The organism is Ruegeria sp. CDSB136 (assembly GCF_059610965.1).
Map to the genome: position 1 here is coordinate 26,377 of NZ_JBXWOP010000001.1, position 14,232 is coordinate 40,608.

Annotated in this window: 19 protein-coding genes and 1 other RNA gene; 10 read left to right on the forward strand and 10 right to left on the reverse strand. The window is 59.3% G+C overall.

What is annotated here, in order from left to right; all coding sequences use genetic code 11:
* Positions 1 to 26: 26 nt before the first annotated feature.
* Both AC2FIR_RS00115 and AC2FIR_RS00120 read right to left on the reverse strand, forming a co-directional pair.
* On the reverse strand, positions 27 to 941 hold the full coding sequence (locus tag AC2FIR_RS00115) for a 5-bromo-4-chloroindolyl phosphate hydrolysis family protein (protein ID WP_170609844.1): 915 nt from the start codon (positions 939 to 941) through the stop codon (positions 27 to 29).
* A 177-nt stretch (positions 942 to 1,118) separates the two neighbouring features.
* Positions 1,119 to 1,934 (reverse strand): pseudouridine synthase, encoded by an 816-nt coding sequence (locus AC2FIR_RS00120; protein ID WP_496745556.1) that lies wholly within the window; start codon positions 1,932 to 1,934, stop codon positions 1,119 to 1,121.
* A gap of 62 nt (positions 1,935 to 1,996) precedes the next feature.
* On the opposite strand from AC2FIR_RS00120, the gene AC2FIR_RS00125 reads away from it, so the two are divergent.
* The gene (locus AC2FIR_RS00125) at positions 1,997 to 2,455 is read left to right on the forward strand and encodes a nucleoside deaminase (protein ID WP_496745554.1); all 459 of its coding nucleotides are present in this window, start codon (positions 1,997 to 1,999) and stop codon (positions 2,453 to 2,455) included.
* Between the two features lie 27 nt (positions 2,456 to 2,482).
* On the opposite strand, the gene AC2FIR_RS00130 is transcribed toward AC2FIR_RS00125, so the two are convergent.
* Together AC2FIR_RS00130 and AC2FIR_RS00135 are read right to left on the reverse strand one after the other, a co-directional pair.
* Positions 2,483 to 3,454: an adenylate/guanylate cyclase domain-containing protein gene (locus AC2FIR_RS00130; protein ID WP_496761780.1), complete on the reverse strand. Its 972-nt coding sequence runs from the start codon at positions 3,452 to 3,454 to the stop codon at positions 2,483 to 2,485.
* Positions 3,455 to 3,461: 7 nt separating this feature from the next.
* Entirely contained in the window at positions 3,462 to 4,154 is a 693-nt protein-coding gene (locus AC2FIR_RS00135; protein ID WP_496745550.1) for a metal-dependent hydrolase, read from the reverse strand.
* Between the two features lie 57 nt (positions 4,155 to 4,211).
* On the opposite strand from AC2FIR_RS00135, the gene AC2FIR_RS00140 reads away from it, so the two are divergent.
* Positions 4,212 to 4,865, forward strand: a complete 654-nt coding sequence (locus tag AC2FIR_RS00140; protein WP_496745548.1) for a ceramidase domain-containing protein — start codon at positions 4,212 to 4,214, stop codon at positions 4,863 to 4,865.
* Here the strand turns inward: AC2FIR_RS00140 and AC2FIR_RS00145 are convergent.
* Together AC2FIR_RS00145 and AC2FIR_RS00150 are read right to left on the reverse strand one after the other, a co-directional pair.
* Complete coding sequence (locus tag AC2FIR_RS00145) at positions 4,856 to 5,428, reverse strand: DUF4202 domain-containing protein (protein ID WP_170609856.1); 573 nt, start codon at positions 5,426 to 5,428, stop codon at positions 4,856 to 4,858. The genes AC2FIR_RS00140 and AC2FIR_RS00145 overlap by 10 nt on opposite strands.
* Positions 5,429 to 5,579: 151 nt before the next feature.
* A complete protein-coding gene (locus tag AC2FIR_RS00150; RefSeq protein WP_480811898.1) occupies positions 5,580 to 5,738 on the reverse strand; it encodes a hypothetical protein in 159 nt (52 codons plus the stop codon).
* A 233-nt stretch (positions 5,739 to 5,971) separates the two neighbouring features.
* Here AC2FIR_RS00150 and gatC point away from each other — a divergent pair, with 233 nt between their 5' ends.
* The 5 genes from gatC to rnpB all read left to right on the forward strand — a co-directional run bounded on the left by gatC (position 5,972) and on the right by rnpB (position 9,673).
* Positions 5,972 to 6,259: an Asp-tRNA(Asn)/Glu-tRNA(Gln) amidotransferase subunit GatC gene (gatC, locus tag AC2FIR_RS00155; protein WP_170325838.1), complete on the forward strand. Its 288-nt coding sequence runs from the start codon at positions 5,972 to 5,974 to the stop codon at positions 6,257 to 6,259.
* Positions 6,260 to 6,262: 3 nt separating this feature from the next.
* Positions 6,263 to 7,750: an Asp-tRNA(Asn)/Glu-tRNA(Gln) amidotransferase subunit GatA gene (gene gatA / locus AC2FIR_RS00160; RefSeq protein ID WP_496745545.1), complete on the forward strand. Its 1,488-nt coding sequence runs from the start codon at positions 6,263 to 6,265 to the stop codon at positions 7,748 to 7,750.
* A gap of 38 nt (positions 7,751 to 7,788) precedes the next feature.
* Entirely contained in the window at positions 7,789 to 8,490 is a 702-nt protein-coding gene (locus AC2FIR_RS00165) for a hypothetical protein (RefSeq protein WP_480911322.1), read from the forward strand.
* Entirely contained in the window at positions 8,441 to 9,142 is a 702-nt protein-coding gene (locus tag AC2FIR_RS00170; RefSeq protein ID WP_496745543.1) for an N-acetylmuramoyl-L-alanine amidase, read from the forward strand. The genes AC2FIR_RS00165 and AC2FIR_RS00170 overlap by 50 nt, the downstream gene beginning before the upstream one ends.
* Positions 9,143 to 9,281: 139 nt before the next feature.
* An RNA gene (gene rnpB / locus AC2FIR_RS00175) (RNase P RNA component class A) lies at positions 9,282 to 9,673 on the forward strand.
* Positions 9,674 to 9,679: 6 nt separating this feature from the next.
* Here rnpB and AC2FIR_RS00180 read toward each other — a convergent pair.
* The 3 genes from AC2FIR_RS00180 to AC2FIR_RS00190 all read right to left on the reverse strand — a co-directional run bounded on the left by AC2FIR_RS00180 (position 9,680) and on the right by AC2FIR_RS00190 (position 11,568).
* Entirely contained in the window at positions 9,680 to 10,012 is a 333-nt protein-coding gene (locus AC2FIR_RS00180; protein WP_170609866.1) for a GYD domain-containing protein, read from the reverse strand.
* A 65-nt stretch (positions 10,013 to 10,077) separates the two neighbouring features.
* Positions 10,078 to 10,920 carry a DUF2182 domain-containing protein gene (locus tag AC2FIR_RS00185; RefSeq protein WP_496745541.1) on the reverse strand — a complete coding sequence of 281 codons (843 nt, stop codon included), beginning with the start codon at positions 10,918 to 10,920 and terminating at the stop codon, positions 10,078 to 10,080.
* Positions 10,921 to 10,932: 12 nt separating this feature from the next.
* Positions 10,933 to 11,568, reverse strand: coding sequence for a DUF1326 domain-containing protein (locus tag AC2FIR_RS00190; RefSeq protein WP_170609870.1), 636 nt, complete (start codon positions 11,566 to 11,568; stop codon positions 10,933 to 10,935).
* Positions 11,569 to 11,916: 348 nt separating this feature from the next.
* Here AC2FIR_RS00190 and AC2FIR_RS00195 point away from each other — a divergent pair, with 348 nt between their 5' ends.
* The 3 genes from AC2FIR_RS00195 to AC2FIR_RS00205 all read left to right on the forward strand — a co-directional run bounded on the left by AC2FIR_RS00195 (position 11,917) and on the right by AC2FIR_RS00205 (position 13,639).
* On the forward strand, positions 11,917 to 12,621 hold the full coding sequence (locus tag AC2FIR_RS00195) for a DUF533 domain-containing protein (protein WP_321252040.1): 705 nt from the start codon (positions 11,917 to 11,919) through the stop codon (positions 12,619 to 12,621).
* A 128-nt stretch (positions 12,622 to 12,749) separates the two neighbouring features.
* Positions 12,750 to 12,917, forward strand: coding sequence for a 50S ribosomal protein L33 (gene rpmG, locus AC2FIR_RS00200; RefSeq protein WP_010441901.1), 168 nt, complete (start codon positions 12,750 to 12,752; stop codon positions 12,915 to 12,917).
* Positions 12,918 to 13,132: 215 nt separating this feature from the next.
* Positions 13,133 to 13,639 carry a hypothetical protein gene (locus AC2FIR_RS00205; protein ID WP_170609874.1) on the forward strand — a complete coding sequence of 169 codons (507 nt, stop codon included), beginning with the start codon at positions 13,133 to 13,135 and terminating at the stop codon, positions 13,637 to 13,639.
* A gap of 56 nt (positions 13,640 to 13,695) precedes the next feature.
* Here the strand turns inward: AC2FIR_RS00205 and AC2FIR_RS00210 are convergent, their stop codons facing one another.
* Positions 13,696 to 14,175, reverse strand: a complete 480-nt coding sequence (locus AC2FIR_RS00210) for a GNAT family N-acetyltransferase (protein ID WP_496743601.1) — start codon at positions 14,173 to 14,175, stop codon at positions 13,696 to 13,698.
* Between the last annotated feature and the right edge of the window lie 57 nt (positions 14,176 to 14,232).

Consider the following 14,232-nt stretch of genomic DNA (forward strand, 5'->3'; position numbering starts at 1 on the left):
ATATTCCTCGCTCAAATAATGGCCGGTCAGTCCAACCGGACGCCTTCGCGCTGCAGCCTTTCGCGCAGCACTTCAATTTCAACCGTCAGATCACTTCGGTCATCCAATAGCATCTTGCGGGTGCGCGCGGCGAAATTCTGTTCCAGATCATCCAGCAAAGATGAATAATCTGACAAGGCTTGCGCATCGCGGGTGCGCGCGTAGACATCTGCAAACTTGATCGTCGCATCGCGGGCACCCTGCAGATAAACCGTCAGGTATTTGCGGGCACCGGCCAGATCTCGCGGGTCTTCCTCGACTGTGCGGAAAAGATCGCGGGCGGTGTCCTGAAACCGTTCAACCCGGGCTTCGACAGTACGGTCCCCCGCACGTTTGATCGCTTCGGTCATTTCGGAAAGATGGGCTTCGGCGTCTTCCACTACACGTGCGACGCGATCCTGTTGAAAGGTGTCTATACCTTCCATGCCCTTGTCTTTCATCGGATCAAGGCCAAACGAGACCGAGTGCAGAACCGCCGCCGCTGCGCCAAACAGAACAGGCGCCAGCAGGCTGACCTGCGAAACCGCCTCGGCATCCAGATACTCGGTCCGGAACGAAGCAAGCGCCACACCCAACCCGGTCAGAATGCTGGCGAAAATCTTGCGTGGAAAAGCGGGGCGGCGGGCTGTGCGACGGGCGTTGTAGGCCCCTTCGGCGCGCAGGCCTTCGCGCAGCAGAAACGCAGCCGCCGTCAGCAAACCGGCAGCCACAAGACCCATGGTCATGCCGATGGCACCGTCGTTCAGAGACAGGAACACCAGGGGGATTGCCGGAATGAAAAGAACATTCGCCCGCGCGCCCGCAGGTTCGACCCGCGCACTGTCAAATTGTCCGCGCTTGGGCTGATCCGAAGGTGTCGTATCACCCTGGGGGCTGTATTTTCCGCCGTACTTTTTGGCCATGCGCCTATAGCCCTCCCAGCAGGCCGGTGCACACTCCAAACAACAGCACCAGCAGTGCCGCGTAGGCCAGTTTTTGCACTCCGCTTCCGGACATGGCACCCCCAAGGACTTCCGCGTTCACAGAAAATTTAGTGTATGCGCGGGCTTGGCGCTAGGGGGAAGGTTGTGTGACTGGCGTCACTTGCGAGTTTTCTTGCCGACCGGGGGACGTTTTCGTTGTGGGCGCGTGGTCCGTTTAGCGGTGCCATCGGGTTTTTCACCGCCATCCAGCCCCAGCTGATCCCGCATCACCCGGCGGCGCACTTCTTCGACCTCGCCGGGCTTCAGGTCGCCCAACTGGAACGGGCCATACGAGACCCGGAGCAGGCGGTTCACCGCATACCCGATATCCTCGATTGCACGGCGAATCTCGCGGTTCTTGCCTTCGCGCAGGCCGATCGTCAGCCAGGCGTTCGCCCCTTGTTGGCGGTCCAGGGAAACGGTCATCGGCTGAAACCGTTCCCCGTCGATCACCAGCCCTTTGCGCAGCGGCTCGAATTCTTCATCCTTCGGCCGTCCGTTCACCCGGACGCGGTATTTGCGCAGCCAGCCGGTCGAAGGCAGCTCCAGCTTGCGCTTGATGCCACCGTCATTGGTCAGCAGCAGCAACCCCTCGGAATTGAGGTCAAGCCGCCCGACGCTCATGACCCGGGGCATGTCCTCGGGCAGTTTGTCAAAAATCGTCGCGCGGCCCTTTTCGTCGCGTGTGGTTGTCACCAGCCCAGAAGGTTTGTGATACAGCCAAAGGCGCGAGGGTTCGGGTTCGGACACCGGCTTGCCATCGACCACAATTCTGTCTTTCGAGGTGACATTCAGCGCCGGGCTGTCGATCACCTTGCCATTCACGGCCACGCGACCTGCTTCGATCATGCGTTCAGCCTCGCGGCGCGAGGCGACGCCCGCGCGGGCAAGGACCTTGGCGATCCGGTCGCCGGGAGGAGGGGTGTTGCTCATGGACCCGGCCATAACCTATCCTGCCCGCTTGCGAAAGGCAGGTTTCTGATGCAGTCAGAGATATGGAATTCAGATCGCATATGAGCGCGGCGTTGGAACAGGCCAGATTGGCAGGCGAACGCGGAGAGGTTCCGGTCGGTGCGGTTATCATCGCGCCCGACGGTCGGATTGTTGCGACCGCAGGCAACCGGACGCGCGAGTTGAATGATCCGACCGCCCATGCCGAGATTCTGGCCCTACGCGCTGCCTGCGCCGATGCTGGGTCCGAGCGACTACCGGATCATGATCTTTATGTCACGCTGGAGCCGTGCGCGATGTGCGCTGCCGCTTTGGCCGCCGCGCGCATCCGGCGTGTTTATTACGGGGCTGCCGATCCGAAATCGGGCGGTGTGGCTCATGGCGCACGGGTCTTTACCCACCCGCAGACGCATCACAAGCCGGTTGTTTATGATGGTATCGCAGCCAAAGAATGCGAAACCCTGCTGCTTGAGTTCTTTGCCGATAAGCGGGCCGGCAAGTGACCTTATCCTGACGTGGTTTGAAAGGGTCTAGGTCCAGTCCAAACGGTAGACTGTCTGGTGCCCGCCGAACCCTTTGAGCTGAACTGGTTTTGGGGCACTGAACTTCAATCCGTCGGTGTTGCCCACCAGCAGCCTTGTCACGTCAGTCACGTGGATTTCGTATGGCCCGCTGACATTCGTAACCCGCGCCGCCTTGTTGACGACGGACCCAAAGAAATCTTCGTCTTTGTGGATGACGTCGCCGGTGTGAATTCCGATCCGAAGGCCAAGCGCCGTGTCGACTGTGGCCGACCTGTTTTCCCGTTGGAAATTGACGGCCGCCTGAACCGCGTCATGGACGGACGAAAAAATCGACATGGTGCCGTCGCCGAGCGATTTGACCAGACGCCCCTGATGCGCATGGATCACTTTCTCTGCCAGATCAAAGTGATGCGATATGACTTTGATCCACTCCTGATCGCCCAGTCGCCCTGTGATTTCGGATGATCCGGCAATGTCTGTGAACATGACCGAGGCGGTGCCCTCGCTCTGTTCCTGCGTGAACTCGCGCCGTGCCGCTTCGATCAGCGCATTCAGGGCCTCATGTTCGATCCCGATCTTTTCCATGTTAGAGGTCGGATTGGAGACATGCATTTGCACTATTTTCCAGACGCCGTTTTCCAGATGGAGAAAAAAGGTAATTCGGTGCAACGCGGCTTTGCCGTTCGTGGCAAAGGTCATCGTCGCTTCACAATGTGCCCAACCGGCGTTTCCGCACTCGAAGGCTTCCAGCGAATGTTCCTGCCAGGCATAGTCGGGAATTTCTTTCGTATGATCGGCGAAACCCTGTCGGAACACCTGCCCGGACCAGGATTCTTCATCCGCCGATCCCTGATAACGCAGGTGTTCCGAAGTTGAGAGCATGTTCTCCAAAACCGCGCGGTCCCTGTCTTGCACGGCCTTGTTCCATCGCCGCACAACCGCGATCAATTCCGGTGAAGGAGAAACCTCGCCGCTCACATCGGACCTATAGTTTAATCGCCTGCATCACTTCAGGCTCGATCACATCGACGCCGGGCAGGCCGTCTTTCAGATCCTGCGCAGATTGCTCAAGGATCGGGAAGGTTTTGTAGTGGCAGGGTATCACGGTCCGAAAATTGAAATAGCGCTTGGACGCATAAGCCGCGCCTTTCATGTCCATGGTGAAATGGCCGCCCGCGGACAGAATGCCGATATCCGGTTTGTAATAGTCGCCCATCCAGTCCATGTCGGCCATGATATCGGTGTCACCAGAGACATACAGTGTTTTGCCCTCGGTGACGATCATGAATCCGACCTCGGTGCCGCCGGTGCGCAGCCCCTCCGGCGTCGAAAAGGTTGAACTGTGCGACGCAGGTACCATCGAAACCTTGACGCCGTTCAGGTCGACCGTGCCGCCTTTGTTGAACCCGACCGTTTCAATGCCTTCAGTTTCGCCCCAAAAACCCATCAGGTCGTATTGGCCGACAACCGGCACGCCCAGGCGCTTCGCCAAGGGAAGGATATCGACCACATGGTCGAAATGGGTATGTGTCAGCATAATATGCGTGGCCCCTTCGATCGCCGCGTCATGCTGAGTTTCGGGCAGGACGGGGTTACCGCTCAGCCAGGGATCGATCAGCAAGACCTGACCGCTGGTTTCGATGCGGAAACTGCCGTGACCCAACCAGATGATATTCATGAAAATCCTCCCATTCAGACTGTTGGCCTCAGCCTAGCATCGGCTATGTAAAAATCCATGGACTGGATGCAGGAAATCGATGGCTATTGCGAACGACTGTCGCCCGCCTATTGGGCTGAACCGGTCAATGCGCTGACCAATGCCGCCTTCCTGGTTGCAGCATGGGTAATGTGGCGCCGGGTGCGAGGGCAGGGTTTGCCCTTGGCGATGGTGCTGGTCGCAGTGCTCGCCCTGATCGGAGTGGGCAGTTTTCTGTTTCACACTCATGCACAGGTTTGGGCGGCTATTGCCGACACAACGCCCATCCTTCTGTTCATTCTGATCTACATCTATGCGGTAAACCGCGACATCTGGCGGATGTCTCCGGGATGGGCGCTGGCCGGCACCGCGCTGTTCATCCCTTATGCGGCTGCGACAATCCCGCTGTTTCGGTTTGTGCCGGGTCTTGGCGGGTCCGCTGCCTACGCGCCGGTCCCGTTGCTGATCCTGATCTATGCTGCATTGTTGCGGTCAAAAAAACCTGTTCTGGCGCGCGGCATGGCCGCCGGGGCAGTACTGCTGATCCTGTCCATCACGTTCCGCGCCCTTGATCCGGCCCTGTGTGCCCAATTCCCGATGGGCACACACTTTATGTGGCATCTGTTGAACGCAACGATGCTGGGTTGGATGATCGAAGTCTACAGAAAGGACCTGGCCGAAAATCAGGTCTGATCGGCGCGAAAAGCATCGGCCAGATGATCGGGCAGGTCGAATTCCCGCAACACCCGCGCGCGCCCTTCGCCAGACATCTTTCGGGCCGTTTTCTCGACGATACTTTGAATCTTCTCGGCCGAATGTTTTGCAGCAAAGGGCTGGAAGTACCATTTGAGAAAGACGAAACAGATCACGTCTTCCAGGGCCTGAACTTCGGCATCGCGTTTGATGCCTTGCTTGCGCAGCATCCGGCCCGCGGCATCGATCTGATCGGTGCCGTAGCCTTCCTTTTTCATCAGGCCCATGACGACTTCGGCATGGTGAACGCCCTGCGCCTTGCGCCAAGCCAGATAACCGGTCCGCCCTTCGGGGTATTCGCTGCGCGCCAGTTTCCAGCGTTCCACGTGCTGACCGCGTGCCGCAATCTGCAGCGCGTCAGAGGCGTCGGGGAACAGCCGCGCAAGCTCCTCGCTCATCCGCTTGCCATAAAGCAGGGCCTCCGGCTCTCCGCCATCCTGGTTGGGGTCTTGTATGTTGACTGCGTCGATCGCGTCCAGGACGGCTTGTTTTTGTGCGCTCATGTATGGCTCCATAGTCTGGCAAGTCTTCGCCTGCCGGATCTCCCGGCGGGTCCTTTCGCCCTATGGTAGCGGCTTGTCGCAGGGTCCGCAGCATGCAATTGCAGCAACGCCGGATCAGTCGCGTCATATCTGATCCGGCGCTTCCTTCTATTTAGTTTCCGCGAATTGTGGTGTCCTTGGTGACCGGCTGGGTAACCGGTTCGGGGAAGGTCAGGGTGCGGGTCAACGGGTTGAAATCAAAGCCCGAAGCCATTGCTGGTGCAATGGCGGCAGTTGCGGACAAAACGAAGGCGGTGATGAAGGTTTTCATGATCTTTCTCCGGGTTTTGTGCTGTTGCACATGTTAGAAAGTGAACAGCGCAGTTCAGTTTTTCAAGCTGCAAAGTGAACCGTACAGTTCACTTTTTTGCATATGAGATATTCAGAATTGAATGGGGTGCTTCGGACCTGCCATGATCACCTTCGATCATCCGCCGAGTCTGTTGGTCTTGCGACCGGTGCGGCAGACGGGTAAATGCCCCCTAACGCATATGAGGTTTTCCGATGTCGATTGACCAAAGCACCGCCGCCAAGGTGGCCAAACTGGCCCGGATCAAGGTCGAGGACGACGCGCTGCCGGCGCTGGCGTCCGAGTTCAACACCATTCTTGGGTTCATCGAGCAACTCAACGAAGTGGATGTCGAAGGGGTCGAGCCGATGGTCTCGGTCGAGCCGATGCGCCTGAAACGTCGCGAGGATGTGGTCACTGACGGAAACCAGCAGGACAAGGTTCTGGCCAATGCCCCCGACGCCCGCGAAGGCTTTTTCGCAGTCCCCAAAGTGGTGGAGTAAGACATGAGCGATCTGAACAAACTGGGCCTGTCCGAAGCCCGAGACGCGCTGCGCAAGGGTGACGTGACCTCAGTCGAGCTGACCGAAGCCTGCCTGAAAGCAATCGATCAAGCAGATGCTTTGAAGGCTTTTGTCCACAAGACGCCCGAGATTGCACTGGCGCGCGCCAAGGCGGCTGATGAGCGGATCAAGGGCGGCGACGCACCGTCGATGTGTGGCTTGCCAATCGGCATCAAGGATCTGTTCTGCACCAAGGGCGTGCCCTCGCAGGCGGCCTCGAAGATTCTGGAAGGTTTCAAGCCGGAATACGAATCCACCGTTTCGCAGCAACTGGCCGATGCGGGCGCGGTTATGCTGGGCAAGCTGAACATGGACGAGTTCGCCATGGGCAGCAGTAACGAAACCTCTGTATATGGCAACGCGGTCAGCCCCTGGCGCCGTGGCAATGACGACGCGCAACTGACACCAGGCGGTTCATCCGGTGGGTCGGCTTCGGCCGTGTCCGCCGACCTGTGTCTGGCGGCGACCGGCACCGATACCGGCGGTTCGATCCGTCAGCCTGCCGCCTTCACCGGCATCACCGGCATCAAGCCGACCTATGGTCGTTGCTCGCGCTGGGGCATCGTCGCCTTTGCCTCTTCGCTGGATCAGGCCGGTCCGATGACCAAGAACGTGCGCGATGCGGCCATCATGCTCGAGGCGATGTGCGGCCACGACCCCAAGGACTCGACCAGTGCCGAACTGGCGGTGCCGAATTTCGAGGCGATGCTGACCGGGGACATCAAGGGCAAAAAAATCGGTATCCCGAAAGAATACCGCATGGACGGTATGCCTGCTGAGATTGAAAAGCTCTGGGCCGAAGGGGCCGAGATGCTGAAAGCAGCGGGTGCCGAGATTGTCGATATTTCGCTGCCCCACACCAAATACGCGCTGCCAACGTATTACGTGATCGCCCCGGCCGAGGCGTCCTCGAACCTCGCGCGTTATGATGGTGTGCGTTATGGCCGCCGCGCGCAACTGGCGCAGGGTGACGGCATCACCGAGATGTACGAAAAGACCCGCGCCGAGGGTTTCGGGCATGAGGTGCAGCGCCGTGTCATGATTGGCACATATGTGCTGTCAGCCGGTTTCTATGACGCCTACTACAACCGCGCCCGCCGCGTTCGGACCCTGATCAAGAAAGATTTCGAGAACGCGTTTGCCGCCGGAGTCGATGCGATTCTGACACCGGCGACACCGTCGGCCGCCTTTGGTCTGGGCGAGATGACCGAAGCCGACCCTGTTCAAATGTATTTGAACGATGTCTTCACTGTGACGGTGAACCTGGCCGGTCTGCCCGGTATTTCGGTGCCTGCGGGCCTCGATTCACAAGGTCTGCCCCTTGGCCTGCAACTGATCGGCCGCCCATGGGACGAAGGCGATCTGCTCAACACCGCCTACGCGCTGGAAAACGCGGCCGGTTTCGTGGCCAAGCCGGGGAAATGGTGGTAAGCCTCTGGCAACCAGAGCAGCAGACACGGAGCAGTCACATGCGCTTTTTGCTTCTGATCCCCGCCATCGGCGTGGTGGCGGCTTGCACCGACGTGGCACCAGTGGCCAACACGGGATTCAACACGCCTGATTACCAGGCGCAACGCGAGGCTGAACTGGCCGGGCAGGGTCTGGGCGGTAATCCGTTGCTTCGCCCGGTGGACGTGTCCGCACAACCGCTTGGCGCTCCGGGTGCGGTGACACCCGTGGCGACCGGGGCCAATGCGGACATCGCTTCTCAGACAGCCGCCGCCTTGGCCAGCACTTCTCCGCAGGGCGCATCCACTCCGGTCCCGGTGTCCAATGCACAGGGAATTTCCGACGAACAGGATTTTGCGGCCGTATCCAACCGCCGCAGCATCGAATCCGACGCCGCCCTGATCGAACAGAACCGCCAGACTTACGAGGTCGTCGCACCAACCGCCGTACCGCAGCGGGGGTCGGACGGACAGCCCAACATCGTTCAATATGCTCTGAACACGTCGAACCCCGTGGGGACCCAGCTCTACAGCCGTGCCGGGTTCAATCTGCAGGCCAAGGCGCAACGCAACTGCGCGAAATACCCTTCCCCGGATCAGGCACAGATCGATTTTCTGTCAAATGGCGGCCCGCAGCGGGATCGTCAGGGGCTTGACCCGGACGGTGACGGCTATGCTTGCAACTGGGACCCAAGCCCGTTCCGCAGTGCCGTCAGCAACTGATCCCCTGACGCCGATCTGGCACCCGTCGCCAAATTTCGGACCGCGCCGCGACAGGTTGAAGCCGTCTTTGGTTGTACTCCACTACACGGCGATGGACAGCGCACAGGCGGCCTTGGAACGTCTGTGCGATCCGCAGGCCGAAGTCTCCGCACATTACCTGATCGGAAATGATGGCACCCTCTGGCAAATGGTGCCCGAGGAAGACCGCGCATGGCATGCCGGGGCAGGGGAGTGGCTCGGTCAAAGCGATATCAACTCGCGCTCGATCGGGGTCGAGCTGGACAATACAGGCTTTCATCCCTTTTCGCACCTTCAGATGAATGTGCTGGAACACCTGTTACCCCAAATCATGACGCGCTGGTCGATCCCGCCGCAAGGCGTGATCGGGCATTCCGACATGGCACCGGGCCGCAAATCAGACCCCGGCCCCCGCTTTGACTGGCCTCGGCTTGAACGTCAGGGGCTTGCGGCGCGGCGAGGGCAGGGAAGCGGCCCTCCGAACGCGTTGAAACAAGAGTTCCGCACCAAGGCCCGCCTGGCAGGCTATACCGCTGACACGGATGACGAAACACTCCTCACCGCCGTTCGGCTCAGATACCGCCCCTGGGCCAAAGGTCCACTCACACCCGCTGACCTTGCGCCGATCAGCTGAGCAACCCTCAAACAAATCCGGGCTTCATCTGGCCAAAAATATCCCGGGGTTGAATTGGCCGCAGGCCAAGAAGGGGCTGGCCCCTTCGCACCCTGACCACTCTTGACGCCACCGCCCCCAAGGCATACCCAACGCCAGCGCGGAGGGCCGGATGGCCGCTGGGGTGCAAGCCCGAGAGGAAAGTCCGGACTCCACAAGGCAACGGTGCCGGGTAACGCCCGGGCGGGGCAACCCGACGGAAAGCGCCACAGAAAACAAACCGCCTTGCTTGCAGGGTAAGGATGAAACGGTGGGGTAAGAGCCCACCGCGCCGCTGGCAACAGCGGCGGCACGGCAAGCCCCACCGGGAGCAATGCCAAATAGGGTCCCCGCGCGGGCCGGTCGGCGCAAGCCGATACCGCCGCTAAGTGCGTCTTGGCCGATAGGGACCGGGTTGGCAGCTTGAGCCGCGCAGCAATGTGCGGCCTAGAGGAATGGTCATCGAAGGGGGCAACCCCGGAACAAGATCCGGCTTACAGGCCCTCCGCGCGTATCCTCCTATCCTCCGGGTGGTGTGTAGGCACCGGTCAGGGCCGCCGCTTTTTCCGTGATGGCAACAAAATCCTCTGCCGTCCACGCGCGGACCGTCTCTATCTTGTCGACGGCGCCCGATGCGCCGACGGCCATTCCGACCGCAACTGCGTCCGTGCCGTCAGGTGCCTCACTGATCACAACCACATCGTTCGATCCGGTGGTCATATAGAATGCCAGCAGCTTGCCGCCCACCTTGTCAAGCAGGGCTTTGACCGGCGCGGTGCGGTCCGATGGCTTTTGCAGCATTCCTTTGATGCCGGATTGGGAATAGGTGGCGTAAGTTATGAATAAAGGCATTTTCTCCTCCTGGGATCAATGTGACGGAACCCTGAATTCGGCCGGTTCCCTGGCCGTTTGAGAGCCTAGGTGCCGGAAGATATCGCGCTTGCCAGCACCCAGGCACCTGTTGCAATCAAACCGATGCCCGTCGCCGGGATCAGCCAGCGGGCATGGGGCAGAAGTTTTTCCAGCGCAACGTAGATTGCGATGGCGACAATCCAGTAGAGGTTCATGATGCCGCCGACGAACAGCAAGAGCATCAGGGCCCAGCAGCAGCCCAGACAAAATGTCCCGTGAATGACGCCCATGCTGAACGCACCCGATGCGCCGGGCCGATTGTGTTCGGCAAGAAACCGGGCGGGGCTTTGGCAATGTCGCAGACAAGCGGATTTGAGCGATGAAAGCTGATAGAGGCCAGCCGCAATCAGGACACAGCCTGCAAATGCCTTTGACCGGACGGTCATCATGGGGCCATCAGACAGGCCGACATGCTCAAGACCCCATTGCGCCAGTGTCGCAAGCAGGCTGAAGCCCCCCCAGGCGATCAGGTATCCAGCGAGGAACAGCAAGCTGAGGCGGGCCGCATTGGCCTTGTCAGCGCCGACACGTTTGAGGGCCAGAAACAACAGGACAACAGGGGCCGCGCTGGGGGTCATCATGGCGATCATCATGACCCACCACATCAAAAAGATGAGCAGCGCGTAGGGCAGGCTCCAGGGCCGGTCTACCGGCATCTGCATGGGCTCGCCGATTGGCCGGGCCATCCTTGTCATTTCGACGGCAGACATGTTCATGCCGATCCCGGCAATCGTGTACCATGAGGCCCCGAGAACGATCACCAAGACACTGACCAGAACGATCAGCCTATCCTGCCTCAGCAACCGCTCAGCGACCGCCACGGGCGGTGCGTCAGAGTTTCGTGTCATGCGACGCCCCTGTTAAGCGCCCAAAACACCGTGACCGGAAATGTTGAGATGCGCCAAGTGCGCGTGGGTGGCATCAAATGTCAGGCTTATGGCACCCCCCGATGTCCTCGTCGTACCTGCGGCGGATTCCGCGTGGCGGTACTCGAACCCGTTCGGCAACTGGATGGATGCGCGGTGCGGCGCTCCGGATACGATATGCGGGATCGGGTTGACCTCAACGTCGAAGATACCGTGGACCTTCGCGAACCCCTTGCGTTCCTCGCGATCCCAGTCCAGTTCGATCGGAAGGTACAGAGTTTCGTGTTTCTGCGGGGCCATGGCGCTGTAGACGTACCACATGGTGGCCATTTCATCGGTGTCCTCGCCGGTCATGATCGCTTGCAGGGCCGCCCGCTGATCGGGACTGGCGCTTTCGTCGATGATAAGCTGCATCTGACCGCCGCCTTCGTGGATCGGTCCGGGCCAGTAATAGACGCCGGCAGCGCGCAAGCCCGCCAGATCGGTATCGCCATATTTGCCAGCTTCAATGTCAAAGACGACAACCGCTTCGCAGTTCCCATGTGTCGGAAGTACGCTGAACTGGCAAGGACAACCGAAATTGCAGTTACAATTGGCCAGCTCTTCCCCCTGAATAGTCCATTCTGTCATGATAGCCCCCCAGAAAAACATGCCTTAAAACTCTGCTGACAGAGGTTTCGCCTGCTTTCGGTGCCTCAAGCGTTAAGCGCTTAGATGGCTTCTTGGGTCTTTGAACTGGCGGCACGGTATCACGAATTCGTGATCCGGGCAATTGAAGCTCCGCATGTGCGGGAAAGCGCCAATTTAATGATGGAAATGCACAAGCGCGAACATGGTTTTTCGTTTTCGTATAGTCTTGTGTCTGCTGAGTTTTCAGTCCGCAACAGTCCAGCCGTTGTCCGACGAATTTCGAAGGCAGGGTTCAAGGACGTCTGAGTAGGTGCGGTAAGGAGTAATTTTTGAATCGGGAGGACGATTATGAGTTTCATGAAAGCACTTGCCTCGGTGGCCGTAGGGTTTGCTGCCGCGAAAGGACTGGAGAAATACAAGCAGATGGGTGGTATGGCCGGCCTGCAGGATGCAATGCAGGGTGCGGGGGGCGGATTTGGCATGGACCAGCTTGGCAAGATGGCCGAGCAGTTCGGCATGCCCGGCGGGGCCGCCGGACTTCAGGAGATGATCGGCAAGCTGGGTATGGTCAACCCGGCAGGTGCCGCTGGGCTGGGCGGTCTGATGAACGCCATGCAAGGCGCGGCAAGGTCGGGCAGCCAGCAAACGGCGGACATGATGGATACCGTGTTCCGGGGAACACCCGGTGGCGCCGTCATGGAGGAGCAGGCCAAGCTGATGCTGCGGGCGATGATTCAGGCGGCCAAGGCGGATGGTGAACTGGACACCCATGAGAAAGAAACAATTCTGGGAGAGTTGGGCGACGACATCAGCGATGAGGAGCGGGCCTTCGTTCAAGAACAACTGAACGCGCCGATTGATGTCATGGGCTTGGCGGCCGCTGCGGGCGGACCTTTGAAAACACAGATATACGCCACGTCTCTGGCTGCGATTCGTCTGGATAACGCGCGTGAGGCGTCATACCTGCGTCAGCTGGCAACCGCATTGGGGCTGTCGGATGCGGAATGTAATCAGATTCATACCTATATGGGGGCACCGACACTTCCTGCATAAGGCCATCCCACCTTCTGCTGCCTCGATGCGCGCGATAGCCCTTGACATGGGCTGTGCAGCGCGTAAAAGCGCACGCTCATAGGAATTCAACCGAAAGGCCCCTGCCTTTTCGGACGCAGGAGATAACCATGGCGAAGCCGACGACAATCAAGATCCGTCTGAACTCGACCGCGGGCACGGGCCACTTCTACGTGACCAAGAAAAACGCTCGCACCATGACCGAGAAGATGACCATTCGTAAATACGACCCGGTCGCTCGCAAGCATGTCGAGTACAAGGAAGGCAAGATCAAGTAATTTGCCTGTCCATCCGGACACAGTTAAAGGGTTCTGCGAAGCAGGACCCTTTTTTTGTTTTTCAACGTTTCACAAGCGCGTTTGTGCTTTCCTATGCACGTCCATGGCCGTTGCAGCAGAGCATCAGCATATGGCCCAATCGCATCGCCGGCGTCTTGCTTTTCGTGGCGACCTGCCGCTACGGTTGAGCAAACCGCCACAAAACGTTGAGCGCCATGAAAAAAATCTTGTTATCTTCGACCCTCGTTCTGAGCCTGTCGGCCTGTGAGGACCCGTTCAACCGCCAGGGCGTTGGTTTTACCGGCATTGATGGTGAACCGCGCACGGTCTCGGAAGTCGAAGGCGCAGTTGCATTTGCACCGCCAGCGACCAATGTACCTGCGGAACTTGCGAAAATTCCGACCGTTTCGGTCGTCTCGGATGAGACTGAATTGTCAAAAATCGCCGGTGTGGCGATTGCCAATGGCGGGCAATCCGATGTCAGCGCGGTTCAATTGTCTACCCAGGGCAACAACCTGTACCTGAGCACTGTCAGCGTAAACGGCACGCTTTTCGGGGTTCTGCGCACCGCCAGCAACGGTGGAAAAGTGGACAGTTCCACCGGAGCGGCGTTTGGCGCCAACACGGAACGGTTCACCGGGTGCCTGCCAGCTGGCGAAGTTTACCGGAAAGGGTCTGACAGTCGCAGCTCCGGTTTTGCGGTGCCGCTGAACTGTAGCTGATACTCGGACTGACAACGAATTTGATTGGGCCCCACCTTTTCGGTGGGGCTTTCTCATCAAGGGATCGGATCGCGCCATTCCATCATGGTCAGTGAAGGGTTCAGCCCGGAATTAGCCATAAGGGCTTGGGACGGGGCGTTGAAACTGGCGACCGAGGCCGTGAGAACGCTTCCGCCCACCTGCCTCAGCCGCGATTTGACGGTTTCCAGCAGCGCGGTGCCGATGCCACGGCGGCGCGCGGCCCTGTCGACGCTGATCTGGTGGAGAACAGCGCGGGTATCAACCGGGTGAAAGGGTGACGCGGGACGCTGGGAAATCTCGAAAATGGCGTAACCCAGCAGCTTGTCGCTTTCGAAAAAGCCGACAGCGAACAGGTTGGGTTGCATGAGCCGGGATTGCAGGTAGTCGGCCAGCTCGGCATCCGCCGGCAGCGCTGCGTATCTTTCAGGCTGATGTTCCAGATGCAGGTCATGAACCTGGTGCAGCAGGGGTAAAATCAGATGGGCCTGATCTGGCCGGATATCCTGGATCGTCATTGGTTTTCTTTCCGCAAAAGAAAAGGGCGGGTCTTTCGGACCCGCCCTTTCGTATTG

Bases quoted from the DNA above. Each gene is read 5' to 3' on its own strand.
- AC2FIR_RS00115 (WP_170609844.1), bottom strand. From the start codon at position 941: ATGGCCAAAAAGTACGGCGGAAAATACAGCCCCCAGGGTGATACGACA.
- AC2FIR_RS00120 (WP_496745556.1), bottom strand. From the start codon at position 1,934: ATGAGCAACACCCCTCCTCCCGGCGACCGGATCGCCAAGGTCCTTGCC.
- AC2FIR_RS00125 (WP_496745554.1), top strand. From the start codon at position 1,997: ATGGAATTCAGATCGCATATGAGCGCGGCGTTGGAACAGGCCAGATTG.
- AC2FIR_RS00135 (WP_496745550.1), bottom strand. From the start codon at position 4,154: ATGAATATCATCTGGTTGGGTCACGGCAGTTTCCGCATCGAAACCAGC.
- AC2FIR_RS00140 (WP_496745548.1), top strand. From the start codon at position 4,212: ATGGACTGGATGCAGGAAATCGATGGCTATTGCGAACGACTGTCGCCC.
- AC2FIR_RS00145 (WP_170609856.1), bottom strand. From the start codon at position 5,428: ATGAGCGCACAAAAACAAGCCGTCCTGGACGCGATCGACGCAGTCAAC.
- AC2FIR_RS00150 (WP_480811898.1), bottom strand. From the start codon at position 5,738: ATGAAAACCTTCATCACCGCCTTCGTTTTGTCCGCAACTGCCGCCATT.
- gatC (WP_170325838.1), top strand. From the start codon at position 5,972: ATGTCGATTGACCAAAGCACCGCCGCCAAGGTGGCCAAACTGGCCCGG.
- gatA (WP_496745545.1), top strand. From the start codon at position 6,263: ATGAGCGATCTGAACAAACTGGGCCTGTCCGAAGCCCGAGACGCGCTG.
- AC2FIR_RS00165 (WP_480911322.1), top strand. From the start codon at position 7,789: ATGCGCTTTTTGCTTCTGATCCCCGCCATCGGCGTGGTGGCGGCTTGC.
- AC2FIR_RS00170 (WP_496745543.1), top strand. From the start codon at position 8,441: ATGCTTGCAACTGGGACCCAAGCCCGTTCCGCAGTGCCGTCAGCAACT.
- AC2FIR_RS00180 (WP_170609866.1), bottom strand. From the start codon at position 10,012: ATGCCTTTATTCATAACTTACGCCACCTATTCCCAATCCGGCATCAAA.
- AC2FIR_RS00185 (WP_496745541.1), bottom strand. From the start codon at position 10,920: ATGACACGAAACTCTGACGCACCGCCCGTGGCGGTCGCTGAGCGGTTG.
- AC2FIR_RS00190 (WP_170609870.1), bottom strand. From the start codon at position 11,568: ATGACAGAATGGACTATTCAGGGGGAAGAGCTGGCCAATTGTAACTGC.
- AC2FIR_RS00195 (WP_321252040.1), top strand. From the start codon at position 11,917: ATGAGTTTCATGAAAGCACTTGCCTCGGTGGCCGTAGGGTTTGCTGCC.
- rpmG (WP_010441901.1), top strand. From the start codon at position 12,750: ATGGCGAAGCCGACGACAATCAAGATCCGTCTGAACTCGACCGCGGGC.
- AC2FIR_RS00205 (WP_170609874.1), top strand. From the start codon at position 13,133: ATGAAAAAAATCTTGTTATCTTCGACCCTCGTTCTGAGCCTGTCGGCC.
- AC2FIR_RS00210 (WP_496743601.1), bottom strand. From the start codon at position 14,175: ATGACGATCCAGGATATCCGGCCAGATCAGGCCCATCTGATTTTACCC.